Source organism: Streptomyces sp. RLB3-17 (assembly GCF_007113425.2).
Lineage (GTDB): Bacteria > Actinomycetota > Actinomycetes > Streptomycetales > Streptomycetaceae > Streptomyces > Streptomyces mirabilis_D.
Window position 1 is genome coordinate 1,590,063 of sequence record NZ_CP041610.2, and the last position, 13,096, is coordinate 1,603,158.

Annotated in this window: 13 protein-coding genes and 1 pseudogene; 6 read left to right on the forward strand and 8 right to left on the reverse strand. The window is 71.5% G+C overall.

Annotated elements, in window-relative coordinates; all coding sequences use genetic code 11:
* Positions 1-2: 2 nt before the first annotated feature.
* Positions 3-389, forward strand: a complete 387-nt coding sequence (gene melC1 / locus FNV62_RS07645) for an apotyrosinase chaperone MelC1 (protein ID WP_054236852.1) — start codon at positions 3-5, stop codon at positions 387-389.
* Positions 390-423: 34 nt separating this feature from the next.
* A complete protein-coding gene (gene melC2, locus FNV62_RS07650) occupies positions 424-1,248 on the forward strand; it encodes a tyrosinase MelC2 (RefSeq protein WP_143607192.1) in 825 nt (274 codons plus the stop codon).
* A gap of 73 nt (positions 1,249-1,321) precedes the next feature.
* On the opposite strand, the gene FNV62_RS07655 is transcribed toward melC2, so the two are convergent.
* Positions 1,322-1,528 (reverse strand): DUF6745 domain-containing protein, encoded by a 207-nt coding sequence (locus FNV62_RS07655; protein ID WP_144314903.1) that lies wholly within the window; start codon positions 1,526-1,528, stop codon positions 1,322-1,324.
* Between the two features lie 107 nt (positions 1,529-1,635).
* Positions 1,636-2,916, reverse strand: coding sequence for an RNA-guided endonuclease InsQ/TnpB family protein (locus FNV62_RS07660; protein ID WP_144314904.1), 1,281 nt, complete (start codon positions 2,914-2,916; stop codon positions 1,636-1,638).
* Positions 2,917-2,941: 25 nt separating this feature from the next.
* Here FNV62_RS07660 and tnpA point away from each other — a divergent pair.
* A pseudogene (gene tnpA / locus FNV62_RS07665) lies at positions 2,942-3,372 on the forward strand (IS200/IS605 family transposase).
* Between the two features lie 92 nt (positions 3,373-3,464).
* Here tnpA and FNV62_RS07670 read toward each other — a convergent pair.
* The 5 genes from FNV62_RS07670 to FNV62_RS07690 all read right to left on the reverse strand — a co-directional run bounded on the left by FNV62_RS07670 (position 3,465) and on the right by FNV62_RS07690 (position 9,183).
* Entirely contained in the window at positions 3,465-3,974 is a 510-nt protein-coding gene (locus FNV62_RS07670; RefSeq protein WP_144314906.1) for a hypothetical protein, read from the reverse strand.
* A gap of 247 nt (positions 3,975-4,221) precedes the next feature.
* Positions 4,222-6,294, reverse strand: a complete 2,073-nt coding sequence (locus FNV62_RS07675) for a serine/threonine-protein kinase (RefSeq protein WP_225900194.1) — start codon at positions 6,292-6,294, stop codon at positions 4,222-4,224.
* A 159-nt stretch (positions 6,295-6,453) separates the two neighbouring features.
* Positions 6,454-7,173, reverse strand: a complete 720-nt coding sequence (locus tag FNV62_RS07680; RefSeq protein WP_144314908.1) for a ribonuclease H family protein — start codon at positions 7,171-7,173, stop codon at positions 6,454-6,456.
* Positions 7,154-8,209, reverse strand: coding sequence for an ArsR/SmtB family transcription factor (locus tag FNV62_RS07685; RefSeq protein ID WP_143607193.1), 1,056 nt, complete (start codon positions 8,207-8,209; stop codon positions 7,154-7,156). Before FNV62_RS07685 ends, FNV62_RS07680 begins: the two co-directional genes overlap by 20 nt.
* 176 nt (positions 8,210-8,385) lie before the next feature.
* Positions 8,386-9,183, reverse strand: a complete 798-nt coding sequence (locus tag FNV62_RS07690) for a VOC family protein (RefSeq protein WP_143600439.1) — start codon at positions 9,181-9,183, stop codon at positions 8,386-8,388.
* Between the two features lie 154 nt (positions 9,184-9,337).
* Between FNV62_RS07690 and FNV62_RS07695 the strand changes: the two genes are divergently transcribed.
* The 3 genes from FNV62_RS07695 to FNV62_RS07705 all read left to right on the forward strand — a co-directional run bounded on the left by FNV62_RS07695 (position 9,338) and on the right by FNV62_RS07705 (position 12,683).
* Entirely contained in the window at positions 9,338-10,354 is a 1,017-nt protein-coding gene (locus FNV62_RS07695) for a zinc-binding alcohol dehydrogenase family protein (protein ID WP_144316434.1), read from the forward strand.
* A gap of 64 nt (positions 10,355-10,418) precedes the next feature.
* The gene (locus tag FNV62_RS07700) at positions 10,419-11,645 is read left to right on the forward strand and encodes a PP2C family protein-serine/threonine phosphatase (RefSeq protein WP_143600442.1); all 1,227 of its coding nucleotides are present in this window, start codon (positions 10,419-10,421) and stop codon (positions 11,643-11,645) included.
* A gap of 96 nt (positions 11,646-11,741) precedes the next feature.
* Entirely contained in the window at positions 11,742-12,683 is a 942-nt protein-coding gene (locus tag FNV62_RS07705; RefSeq protein ID WP_143607195.1) for an SGNH/GDSL hydrolase family protein, read from the forward strand.
* Positions 12,684-12,689: 6 nt separating this feature from the next.
* Here FNV62_RS07705 and FNV62_RS07710 read toward each other — a convergent pair whose 3' ends face one another.
* Positions 12,690-13,082 carry a winged helix-turn-helix transcriptional regulator gene (locus FNV62_RS07710; RefSeq protein ID WP_144314910.1) on the reverse strand — a complete coding sequence of 131 codons (393 nt, stop codon included), beginning with the start codon at positions 13,080-13,082 and terminating at the stop codon, positions 12,690-12,692.
* Positions 13,083-13,096: the final 14 nt, after the last annotated feature.

Here is a 13,096-nt window from a genome sequence, read left to right on the forward strand (position 1 = left end):
GCATGCCGGAACTCACCCGTCGCCGTGCCCTCGGGGCCGCGGCCGCCCTCGCCGCCGCGGCCGGCACCCAGACCGTCGCCGTGGCCAGGGCCGCGGACACCGGACACCACGTCGGGCCCGAGGCCTTCGACGAGGTGTACCGGGGTCGTCGCATCACGGGCCGCGCCGCCGGCGGTGGTCACCATCACGAACACGGCGCCGGGTACGCCGTGTTCGTCGACGGGGTCGAGCTGCACGTGATGCAGAACGCCGACGGCAGCTGGATCAGCGTCGTCAGCCACTACGACCCGGTGCCCACCCCGCGCGCCGCCGCCCGCGCCGCGGTCGTGGAACTCCAGGGGGCACCGCTCGTCCCCCTCGGCATGCCCATGCCCATGCCTCAGCAGTGACCCAGCCCCGTCAGCACACCGTGGAGTCCCGCACATGACCGTACGCAAGAACCAGGCGAACCTGACCGCCGACGAGAAGCGGCGTTTCACCGACGCGCTCCTCCAGCTGAAGCGCAGTGGCCGGTACGACGCCTTCGTCACCACGCACAACGCGTTCATCCTCGGCGACACGGACAACGGCGAACGGACGGGCCATCGTTCGCCCTCCTTCCTGCCCTGGCACCGCAGATTCCTGCTGGAGTTCGAGCGGGCACTGCAGTCCGTGGACGCCTCCGTCGCCCTCCCGTACTGGGACTGGAGCACCGACCGTTCGCCCCGTTCCACCCTGTGGGCCCCCGACTTCCTCGGCGGCACCGGACGCAGCCTGGACGGGCGGGTGATGGACGGCCCCTTCGCGGCCTCCGCGGGCAACTGGCCGATCAGCGTGCGCGTCGACGGCCGTACGTATCTGCGGCGCTCGCTCGGCAGCGGTACCCGTGAGCTGCCGACCCGCGCCGAGGTGGACTCCGTGCTCGGCATGGCGACGTACGACATGGCGCCCTGGAACAGTTCCTCGGACGGTTTCCGCAATCACCTCGAAGGGTGGCGAGGCGTCAATCTCCACAACCGGGTGCACGTCTGGGTCGGCGGCCAGATGGCCACCGGTGTCTCCCCCAACGACCCCGTCTTCTGGCTGCACCACGCCTACATAGACAAGCTCTGGGCCGACTGGCAGCGCCGCCACCCCGCCTCCGGCTATCTGCCGCTCTCCGGCACCCCCGACGTCGTGGACCTCGACGAGACCATGAAGCCGTGGAACGACGTGAAACCGGCGGAGCTGCTGGATCACACCGCGTTCTACACCTTCGACACCGTCTGACCGCGCGTTCGCAGGTCCAGCCCCGGTCGCCGCTCCTCACCGGGAGGGGAGAGCGGGGCCCCACGCCGCTCGTCTAGACGTCCTCCACCTGCCAGCCGTCCGCGTACCCGATCCGTACGTGCGGCGCGGTGGTGTCCGTGCCGTCCTGGTGCAACAGGACGACGGGGCGCTCGGTGAGGACGACGGCGTCCTCCAGCGGCCACCAGGCGCCCACCTGGTACAAGGCCTCCTGCATGGCCTCCAGGGCGGGCGAGCCGGGCAGCCCGGCGGCGGCGAGCATGCAGCGCCAGTGGATCAACTCCCCTGCGGCGGACCAGCTGTCCAGCCTGCCGCCGAACTCCTGCCGGAATTGAAGTGCTCTCCCAGCTAAAGCAGGGAGATTCCCGCCTACCTTGCGGTGGCGGGCTTGACGCGCGGTGCGCGCCTGGCGACTGCCCTCCCGGCAGCCGGGATGAGCGCGTGGCCCATCCGGTACAGGTGCAAGACGTTCCGGGCCGCGTTGTGGTCGGCGTTACCCGACCAGCCGCAGTCCGGGTTCTTACACACGAACACGGCCTGGCTCTCCCGGTTGCCGGGCATGGTGAAGCCGCACACTGAGCAGCGCCTGGAGGTGCCGGGGGCAGGAACCTTGTGCAGGGTGCCGCCGAGCTGGGCGAGCTTGTACGTCAGCATGGTGACCGTCCGGCCCCATGCCTCCCCGCTGATGGAGCGGTTCAGCCCAGCCTTCTGGGCAACGTGCTTCCCCGGCTCCTCGATGGTTCCCTTGGCGGACTTGACCATGTTCGTGATGGTGAGTGCTTCGACCACGACGGTGCCGTATGTGCGGGCGATGACGGTGGTCGTCTGGTGCTGCCAGTCCAAAGCCCGGCGCTTGGCTTTCGCGCGGAGTTCTGCGATCTGGTCGTAGGTGCGGCGTAGCCGGCGGCTGGTGCGCTCGCCTGGGTTGCGGTGCCGCCTACGCTGCGCGGCGCGCTGCTCCAGGTGCAGAAGCCTGGCTTTCTCCTTGCCGGTCAGCCATTCGCCGTGCTCGTACGTTTCACCGTCCGAGAGGGCTATGGGCACGGTGACGCCCACGTCGACGCCGACGTCCGGCCCCTGGTGGGGATCGGGCCTGACCTCCAAGGTCTGGACTCGGAAGGCGATGTGCCAGCCGAGCGCGTCCCTGCTCAGTCGTGCACCGGTGATCCGGTTCTCCGCGCCTGCACGCTTGCCGACCGGAAGGTCTTTGGTCCAGCGGAAGCGGACCCGGCCTACCTTGGGAATGTTGACCGTGCCCCAGCGGCGGTGCACGCGGGTGATGTTCAGGTCGCGGCCCTGCGGGATGTCCACGGACATCACCGTGCGGAACCGGCCCTTGAAGTTCGGGGTGTCGGCGCGGCCGTCCCAGCAGTTCTTCCACGCCTGGAAGTACGTCTTGAGTACCGCTTGCGCGGCCTGGGCGGGGAGGACGGCGAGGAAGTCGATGTCCTGGCGGGCCTGGCGGATCGCGGCGTCCGCGTTCGCCAGGGTCCGCTTCTCCTTCGGCATCATCTGCCACCAGACGTGCAGGAGATTCCACATCGTGCGGGCCGCGTGCGCCTGATCGTCAGCCTTGAGCGCCAGGGCAGGGGACAGTGCAAGCCGGGCGCGGTGCCCGAACTGCCGTGCCTCCAGGCCGCGATCACTCACGGACGACACCCTACGGTATTGGTTTATGTCACCACACTGGAATCCAAACCCCAGCGCGCGCACCCGCCGTCACGTCCTGCACAGCCTGCACGTCCACTTGGTTTTCGTCACCAGGTACCGGCGGAACGCGTTCACCGACACCATGCTGACCCGCTGCGAGGAGGTCATGCGCAAGGTCTGCACCAACTTCGAGGCCGAGCTGAAGCAGTTCAACGCAGAACAGGACCACATCCACCTCCTCGTGCACTACCCGCCCAAGGTGCAGCTCTCCAAGCTGGTCAACAGCCTCAAGGGCGTCTCATCCCGACGCCTGCGCCAGAAGTACGACAGCCACGTCCGCAAGTATCTGCGGGGCGGGCACTTCTGGTCTGGCTCCTACTTCGCGGCTCATGCGACGGAGCACCGCTGACCGCCGTACGCCAGTACATCGACAACCAGCAGCGCCCCACGAACTGACGCAGACAGCACAGACCCATGCTCACACGCGACTCAGAGCAGTTCTGAGACGGCCTTCACCCCCGCCGTAAACGGCGGAGCACTGGCCAAGATCAGAGGTAGATCTCCTCCCGGCTCGGCGGCGGTGGCGGGGTGATGACGTCCATGACACGGACGGGCCGAACGATGTGCTCCGGCACCGGACCGCGGAGCCTGTCCTGAAGGCGGCGCCGCACCAGCCCGCCGAAGCGCCCCGGCGCGGGGTCCGTCGACCGGGAAAGGACACGGCTCATCTCCTCCTCCAGTTCGTAGGCGCCGGACTCGCCGCGTTCCCAGTGCAGGCCGAGCGTGTCGTAGAGGGGCTCGCCCAGGGCCCGTACCAGTCGTGTCCTCGCTTCGGAGGTGTCCCAGAAGGTGCCGGTCAACGCTCGCGCGACCGGCCGGCAGCCGGCCGACACCCGCCGCCGGGAGTTGCCCGCGCATCCGTTCCTCCGCGCGAACTCCGGCGAGAGCCGCAGCGGCGGACCGGCGGCGAGGTCGGTGAACAGCGTCCCGTCGAGCCCGTCCTCGCGCCCGTGGCGCAGTGCCCAGGACGCCGGTGCGCCGCCCAGCGGGGAGTCCATCCACACGACGGTCCGCGGGACCGGCAGACCATGGGCGCGGTACACGGCGGCGACCGAGGCCTCGGCCCTCGGCCGGTCGCAGGGCTAGGTACTCAGCCCCGCCCGCAGCCATCGGTCGGCTTCGGCCAGCACGCGGGCCTCGACGTCCGCGGTCAGTAGTTCTTCGTGCCCCATTTCGTCCCCATCCCCCATCCCCCATCTTTCATCGCCTATCCCCCCATCCCCCATCTCCCACCCGAATCCGTCGCTACCGTGTCACCGCGTGCAGATAGCCGTCCTCGCTGCCGACGTACACCACGCCGTCGGACACGGCGGGCGTGGAGTACACGGCCCCGCCGGTGGCGAACTTCCACCGCTGTTTGCCGGTCGGGCCGTTCACCGCGTACAGGTGCCGGTCGCCACCGCCGACGTACACCACCCCGTCGGAGACGGTCGGCGAGGAGAGCGTGCGTTTGCCGATGGGAAACTTCCATCGTCGCTTGCCGGTGGCGGCCTCCACCGCGTACAGGTTGCCGTCGGCACTGCCGGCGTAGACCACCCCGTCGGACACGGTCAGCGACGAGGACACGACACCTCCGACCGCTGTCTTCCATCGTTGATCGCCCGTCACCGCGTCCACCGCGAGGAGGGTGCCGCCCTCGGAGCCGGCGTAGACCACTCCGTCGACCACGGCGGGCCGCGTGAACACGCTGGCGTCGGTGGTGGCCTTCCACCGCTGCTCACCGGTGGCCGCGTCCACCGCGAACAGGCTGTGGAAACTGCCGAAGTAGACCACCGCCTCTGCCACGGTCGGAGACGAGGACACCCCGCCGCCGGCGAAGAAGTGCCACTTTTCGCTGCCGTCGGCGATGTCCACGGCATGCAGGTTGCCGTTCTCACCGCCGGCATAGACGATCCCACCGACCTCGGTGGGCGACTGGGAACCGACGCTGCCGAGGTGGAACTTCCACTGTTCCTTGCCGGTGGCGCCGTCCAGTGCGTACAGGTTCTCGTCGACGCTGCTGAGGAGGACGGTCCCCCGGACGGCGACCGGTGACGAATACCCGACACCGGTTCTGGGGCGCTTCCAGCGCTGTTCGCCGGTGGAGGCGTCCACCGCGCACAGGTTCCGGCTGCTGCTGATGTACACCAGATCGTCCACCACGGCCGGCGACGCGTACACCAGGCCGCCGACCTGGAACCGCCAGCGCTGCTCGCCGGGCCCGGCCTCGCGCCTTCGGGTGGCGGAGGACCTGTTGTCGTAGATGCTCCAGCCGCCGAACCCAAGACCCGCGACACCGGCGCCCATGCCGAGCAGGGCCCGTCGGCGCGACGGCCCCGCCGGCCCACCGGCGGCATCGACGGACGGCGGCCGGTCGCCGTCGGGCCACTCCCCCGTCCGGGGCGGCGCCACCCACGCCGACGGTTCGGGCGTGGGCTGCGTGGCGGTACGGGTGTGCACGGCGGCGGCCACCGGCTCGGGCAGCCAACCAGGGTGCGACGGGGCGGAGTTGACGGCCGGTGCGCCGCCGGTCGCTCGGGCCAGCCGGTCCAGCAACGTGGGCACGGTGGGCCGTCCGCCGGGCTCCTTGACGAGGCACTCCGCCACCAAGTCCCGTACGTCGGGCGGGAGTCGGCGAAGGTCGGGTTCCTCGTAGACGACACGGAAGCTCAGGGCGTGCGCCGAACCGGTCCCGAACGGCCCGGCCCCGGTGGCGGTGTAGGCCAGGACCGCGCCCAGGGAGAAGACATCGCTGGCCGGCCCGACCGGCTTGCCGGTCAGCAGCTCGGGAGACATGAACCCGGGCGTGCCCACCACCACGCCGGTGCGGGTCAGCGCGCTGGCCTCCCCGGTCACCGAGATCCCGAAGTCGATCACCCTCGGTCCGTCCGGGGCGAGCAGGATGTTCGACGGCTTGAGGTCCCGGTGGACCACCTCGGCCGCGTGGATCGCCTCCAAGGCCTCGGCAAGGCCCGCGCCGAGCGCCAGCACCGGGCCCTCGGGCCAGGGCCCGTGCGCCGCCACGGCGTCGCCCAACGGGACCCCGGGCACGTACGCGGTCGCCAGCCACGCGGGCGACCCGTCCGGATCGGCGTCGACCACACCCGCGGTGAACACGCCGTTCACCCGTCGGGCCGCGGCGACCTCCCGGGCGAACCGGCGCCGGAAGTCACCGTCGTCCGCCAGTTCCGGGCGCACCACCTTGACCGCGACCGCCCGCCCTCCTGGCGAACGCCCCAGGTAGACGCGCCCCATCCCGCCCGCACCGAGCCGCGCCACGATCCGGTAGCGCCCCACCTGGCGAGGGTCCCCCGCCTCCAGCGCCTCGAACGCCTCCACGCAACCCCCTGCAAGGCCCCACGCCCCCGGCCGGTGCCGAAGATCCCACATCCTCCCCGACCCGCCCCGTCTTCGCACCAGTGTCCGCCACGCACTTCGGGGGCTGTCCGCCGAGTGTTCGGCGGACAGCCCCCGAAGGAGACCGAGGCAGGGAAAGTACTAGGCGTTGCTGGGCTCGGCCGTACGGCACTCGGGGTGCCCCCAGCCCTGGCCGTTCTTGGCGATGGGCTCGCCCGCCGCGTACGAGCGGCCGCAGAGGCAGCGGCCCGGGAACTTGGCCTTGATCGTACGGGCCGACGTGCCCTGCCGGGGCGTCTTGGCGGAGGCGGTGGCCGTGGTGCGGCGGCGGCCGGCGCCGGAGGGGGCCGGGGTGTCGGGGGACGGCGGGGGCTCAGGGGAGCCGAGGTCGCTGCCGGCGGGCTGCTGGGCGATGGCGGCCTGGCTCGCGGCTCGGTCGGCGAAGTCGTTCAGCCGGTCGCCGTCGACCTGGTGGGCGGGGACGTAACGGAACTCCACGGTGCGGCCGTCGAGGAGTTCGTCGATGCGCGCGACCAGTTCCTGGTTGGCGACCGGCTTCCCGGAGGCCGTCTTCCAGCCCTTGCGCTTCCAGCCGTGCAGCCAGGTCGTGACGGCCTTCATCGCGTACTGGGAGTCCATCCGGATCTCCAGCGGGACGTCCGGCGCGATCGCCGTCAACAGGCGCTCCAGCGCGGTGAGTTCGGCGACGTTGTTCGTCGCCGTGCCCAGCGCTCCCGCCTCCCAGCGGGTCGGCGTCTCCGCGCCGTCGGCCACGACCCACGCCCATCCGGCCGGTCCCGGGTTTCCCTTCGAAGCCCCGTCACAGGCGGCCACCACACGTTCAAGCATGTCCCCGATCATGCCACGGCCCGGCGGCGGCTCCCCGCACGGGCCGCAGCGCGCTCTCCCGCATCCGGGGGTTGGTGCCGAGCAGCCGCAGACCCAGCAGCGTAGCCGTGTGCAGGACGTACTTGCCGTCACGGAGGCTGGCGACCAGTCCCCCGTCGCGCAGCACCCCGATCTGGTAGCTGGCGCTGGGCAGCGCGATCCCCACGGCCTCGGCCACCTCGGAGGTGGTGCGGGCGCTCTGTCCGGCGACCTCGGTCAGTACGGCGGCCCTGGTGCGGCCGAGCAGTCGCTCGACCCCGCCGTCCGTCCCGTCCGCGACGGCGAGCGGAGTCTTCGCCACCGGGTACACGAGCACGGGATCCAGACCGGGGTCCGCCAGCGCGGTCGGTCTGCGCCAGCAGAAGTAGGAGGGCACCAGGAGAAGTCCGCGGCCCTCCAGATACAGGTCGCGCTGGACGGGATAGTCCACTTCGAGCACCGGGGCACTCCAGCGCGCGACCGGGCGCAGGCTCTCCAGCAGTGCCTGGGTGCCGCCGTCGAGGAGGGCTCGGGCGCGCACCCCGACATCGTTTCCCACCGCCGTGCGGATGTGCGGCCAGTGCGGTTCCAGGAGACCGCGGAAGTAGATCCCCAGGGAGTTCGCCAGCACCTTGAGCGCGTCGCTGCCCGGTCTGCCCAGCGAGGCGGCCCAGTTCGGGACCGGGCGCGACTCGGCCAGCCGCGACAGTTCGCGCACCAGTTGCCCACGCGGTGTGCGCAGCAGTTGGTCGAGTCCGGCGGAAAGACCGCCGCCGGTGACCGGCGGGGTGAGGAAGTCCGGGATATAGCCGGTGGCGGGGATCAGGGCGCGCAGTGGGCGCAGCGCGCGGACCAGGTTCGAGTCGCCGGAGAATCGTTGCCGAGCCGAGCGACGCCAATGTCCGAATTCCAGCGGTCCCTGGCCGGTTTCCAGACGGCAGACACTGCACATCAGTTCCCACAGGGGATCGGGCTGCCGGGCCACTCGAATGTTCTGAAGGTCGTCCGAAGTGAAGTGAATGCGGAGCATGAGGTCTCTTTCGCTCGCAATCCTTGTGGGGGGTTCGGCCGTTCGAACGTGCCACAACCACAAGAGGGGACGAGTACCGCATGCGCATGGTTGCCCGGGAGGCAAAGGGCCCGGTCCGCCCCGGAGGAATTCCGCCATTCTCCGGGGGGCCGGTCCGCGGGCGATCCGTGGTCCGTTCAGGACACGTCGGTCGCCTTGGGCATCGCGCCCTCGGTGGTCTTGACGTCGATCACGGAGAACGCCGCGCCCTGTGGGTCGCTCAGCGCGGCGAAGCGGCCGAAGGGGCTGCTCATCGGCCCGAAGCGGAGAATCGCGCCCCGTTCGGTGGCCTTCGCGACCGCGGCGTCGCAGTCCTCGACGGTGAAGTACACGTTGAAGTATGGCGGGACCTCGGGCGGGAAGTCGTCCGTCATCCGCATCCGGCCGAGGACCGGGTCCTTGCCGAGGTCGTACAGCCTGAAGTCGACGGCGTCGTCGTCCAGCTGCTTCATGCGGTACCCGAAGACGGCCGAGAAGAAGGTGTCCGACTTCTCGGGCTCACGGGTGAAGACCTCGGCCCAGCAGTACGCGCCGGGCACGCCCCGGGCCTCGAAGCCCTCGTGGCGGCCGGGCTGCCAGACGCCGAAGACGACCCCGCTCGGGTCCCGGGCGATCACCATCGTGCCGAAGTCGCCGACCTGCATCGGCTCCATCAGCACCTCGCCGCCGTCGGCCCGGATCTTCTGGGCGGTGGCGGCGGCGTCGGGCGACGCGAGGTACAGACACCAGGCGGACTGGCCCTCCTGGCCGGGCATCGGCGGGACGACGGCGGCCACCGCCTTGCCGTTCGCGTAGGCCTGGGTGTAGTTGCCGTACTCCGAGGACGACTCGCCGAACGTCCAGCCGAGCACGTCACCGTAGAAACTCTTCGCTCCCTCGACATCGCTGAACATCGCGTCCGCCCAGCAGGGCGTTCCCTCGGGCTGTACGGCCATGGCGTTCCACTCTTCCCGGTTCGTTACGGTTCGTTACGGTTCATTCCCGTTTCACGCTAGCCAGCCTCCGTCCGGGCCGCGCGCCGAGCGGGGCGCCCTGGACGACACTGGAGAGAGGGCTCGGGTGGTCGTCGACGGACGGGGACACGGGATGATGCACGCGTGGGAAGTGGCCAGGCCCGGGCCGGTCGAAGGGGAACCGCTGCGTTTCGTCGAGCGGCCGATCCCGGTGCCGGCGGCCGACGAGCTTCTCGTCCATGTGCGCGCGTGCGGGGTGTGCCGCACCGACCTGCACGTCACCGAGGGAGACCTGCCGGTGCGCCGGGCCCGGGTGACGCCCGGCCACGAGGTCGTCGGCGTGGTCGCGGCGACGGGCGGGGACGTCCTCGACCACGCGGTCGGCGACCGGGTGGGCGTCGCCTGGCTGCGCCGTACGGACGGCACGTGCGGGTACTGCGCGCGCGGGTCCGAGAACCTCTGCCCTGCCTCCGAGTACACGGGCTGGGACGCCGACGGCGGCTACGCGGAGTACACGACCGTCCCGGCGGCCTTCGCCTACCGGCTGCCCGGCGAGGTGGACGACGTCGCGCTGGCGCCGCTGCTGTGCGCAGGCATCATCGGCTACCGCGCGCTGCTGCGGGCCGCGCTGCCGGACGCCGGACGGCTCGGTCTGTACGGGTTCGGCGGCAGCGCCCATCTGTGCGCGCAGCTGGCCCTCGCACAGGGCGCCACCGTGCACGTACTGACGCGTGACCCGGCCGCGCGGCGGCTCGCGCTGGAACTCGGGGCCGCGTCCGCCCGGGGCGCGTACGACGAGCCGCCCGAGCCGCTGGACAGCGCGATCCTGTTCGCTCCGGTCGGCGACCTGGTCCCGGTCGCGTTGCGGGCCCTCGACCGGGGCGGGATCCTGTCGGTCGCCGGGATCCATCTGAGCGACACCCCGCCGCTGCGCTACGAGAGCGACCTGTTCTACGAGAAGGAGCTGCGCAGCGTCACCTCCAACACCCGACGGGACGGGCGGGACTTCCTGGCGCTGGCGGCCCGCCACGGTGTACGCGCCACGACGCACGCCTACCCGCTGTCCGAGGCCCAGCAGGCCCTTCGGGACCTCAAGGCCGGCCGTTTCGACGGGGCGGCCGTGCTCGTGAACGACTTCCCGGCGCGCACCTGAGCATGCGCGCCCGCGACGCGCGTGCGTGGATGGAACCAGACGTGTGTGCGACGGTGGAGGTGGCATGACGATCCGAGGCGGTGACGACGCTACGGGGGCAGGGGCGTCGTTCGCCATGAGTGAGGACGCCGTCGAGGCGATCGGCACCACCCTGGACGAGCGGATCACCTGCGAGGAGCTCGCGGAGTTCGTGTGCCGGGAGGTCTGCGACGCCGCGGCGGTGGATCTGCTGCCCACGGACGTCCCGGCCGCACAGCACGCGCACGAGCCGAACCTGACCCGGGTCGCCACGGCCGGCCGGACCGAGTTGCTCACCCCTTGGACCGCGCAGGGCACCCGCCCGCTGTCCGTCCAGGCGCTCGACGAGGGGCTGCCGATCACGGCGTCGCTCGACCTGTCCGGCACGGTCCCCCGGGAGGTCATGACGGTGCCGCTGCTGGCCCACGGCCACCTGTACGGAGTGCTGCTGGCCGTCCGGCAGGGGCGGGGCTTCAGCGACCGGGGCACCGCCGTCATGCACTACGCGGCACGGCTCGCGGCCGTCCACCTCGGCCACTCACGGCAGCACGACGCCGTACGCGACACCGTGCTCTCCCTGCAGCGGGCGCTGCTGTCCGAACCGGGCCGCCCGCATCCCAACCTCGACCTCGCCACCCGCTATCTCCCGTCCGGCAGCAGCGTCCTGGTGGGCGGGGACTGGTTCGAGACCGTCCGGCTGCACTTCGGGCGCACCCTGCTGGTGGTGGGCGACGTCATGGGGCACGGGCTGGACGCCGCGGTGGACATGAACGCGTACCGCTCGATGCTGCGCTACGTCGCCTCGACGGATCTGCCGCCGCACCGCGTGCTGCGCCGCCTGGACGCGGCCGTGTCCGAGGACAGCGCCCGGCGTCCGGCGACCGCTCTGCTCGTCCAGGTCGACCCGGCCCGGGGAACGGCCACGCTGGCCAGCGCCGGGCATCTGCCGCCGGTCGTGTTCGCCGGGGACGGCACCGGGGAACTCCTGCAGCTGACGGTCGGCCCGCCGCTGGGCACCGGCGTGGGCGGCTACGAGGCGGTCATGCGCGCGCTCGCTCCCGAGGACACCCTGATGATGTTCACCGACGGTCTGGTGGAGCGGCGCGGCGAGGACATCGACGCCTCGCTCGCCCGGCTGGCCGGGCTGCGGCTGCCTCCCGGGACCGGCGTCGAAGCGGCCCTCGACAGGGTCCTCGTAGGGCTCGACGCCCGGCACGCGGAGGACGACGTGGCGCTGCTGGCGGCCCGCATCCGCCACCGTCCCCCGGCCTGACGCCCGACACCGCCGTGACCGACGTACGTCTTCCCCCTTGTGCCCCGCTGTGCTTGCCTGGGGACCCCTTTCGGCGGGCGGGGCGGGAGTTGCTTCATGCGAAGGCCGTGGATCGTGGGGGTGCTGTTGGCCGGGCTGCTGCTCGGCGCGTGCGGGGATCCCGCGTCGGGGCCCGAGCAGTCGCCGCCGGATCCCGCGCTGCCCACGGCCGCTGCGTCACCGACCACGACCACCCGCCAGCGCCCCGCCGCCTCCCCCACGGCTGCCACGACTCCCACGACCGCTGACGCAGCGGCGAAGGCGCCCACGGTTCTCTACCTCGGGGACTCGCTCGCCATGGAGAGCCAGAAGGTGCTCGGACAGTCGCTCCGGGAGCAGGTGAACGCCCGGTACACGAGCGCCCCCTACTCCGGCACCACCCTCTGCGACTATCTGGAGGGGACCGGGGAGCGATCCCTCGTACCGCCCACGGACAAGGCCGCCGCGCTGGTGCGCTCACTGCGTCCGGACTTCGTGGTGCTCCAGTTCTGGGGCAACTCCTGGGGCTACACGCCCTGCATGGACGGCATCACGTACGACAAGGAACCGGCCACCTACTTCAAGCGGTACGCGGCGGACATGCGGCGGCTGACCGAGCAGATCGCGGACGCGGGCGGCGCGCGACGGCCCCGGATCATCTGGGTGTCGCAGGGTCCGGACCCGATCACCCCCGAGCGGATCCGGACCGTGAACGCGCTCTACGCGGCACGGGCCGCGGCCTCCCACGACCTGGTCGCCGACGCCGGGAGGACGGTGAGCCCGGCGACGGCCCGCTACACCTGGGCGCAGTACCTACCGTGCACCACGTACGAGCACGACCATCCGTCGTACTGCACCCAGCCGGGCCGTGACCGCACCGCCCTCCACCGCGACGACGACTATCTGCACTTCTGCCTGGCGCCGACCACGTCCACGCCGAAGCCCTGCCCGGTCCGCTCCCCCGGCATCGCGCGGATCACGCGCGAGATCACCCGCGTGATAGCGGACCACGTCGGCTGACGGGGCTCACGGCTGCCCCGCCAGGGTCTCGTGGCGGGGTCGGTCGGGGTGCGGCGGCAGGTGTTCCTCGGCCCAGACCGCCAGGGCGGCGAGCGGGATGAGGAAGGCGTTGCCGTGCGTGGTGAGGGCGTACTGGGAGCGCAGCGGAGGTCCGTGGTGGACGGTCCGGGTGAGGAGTCCGGCGACGGCCAGTTCGTGGAGGCGGTCGGCGAGCATGCGGTCGCTGATGCCGGGCACGCGCTCGCGCACCTCGCCGAATCCGGCGGGGCCCTGGGCGAGAGCGGCGAGGACCAGGCCGTTCCAGCGTTTGCCGAGCAGGGCGAAGGCGTGGGTCAGGGCGCGGATGGTCGGGGAGGGTTCGGGGTTCTGGGGGTCCGTTTGAGCGGATGGGTTCGTCATGGTGCGCTCCAGCG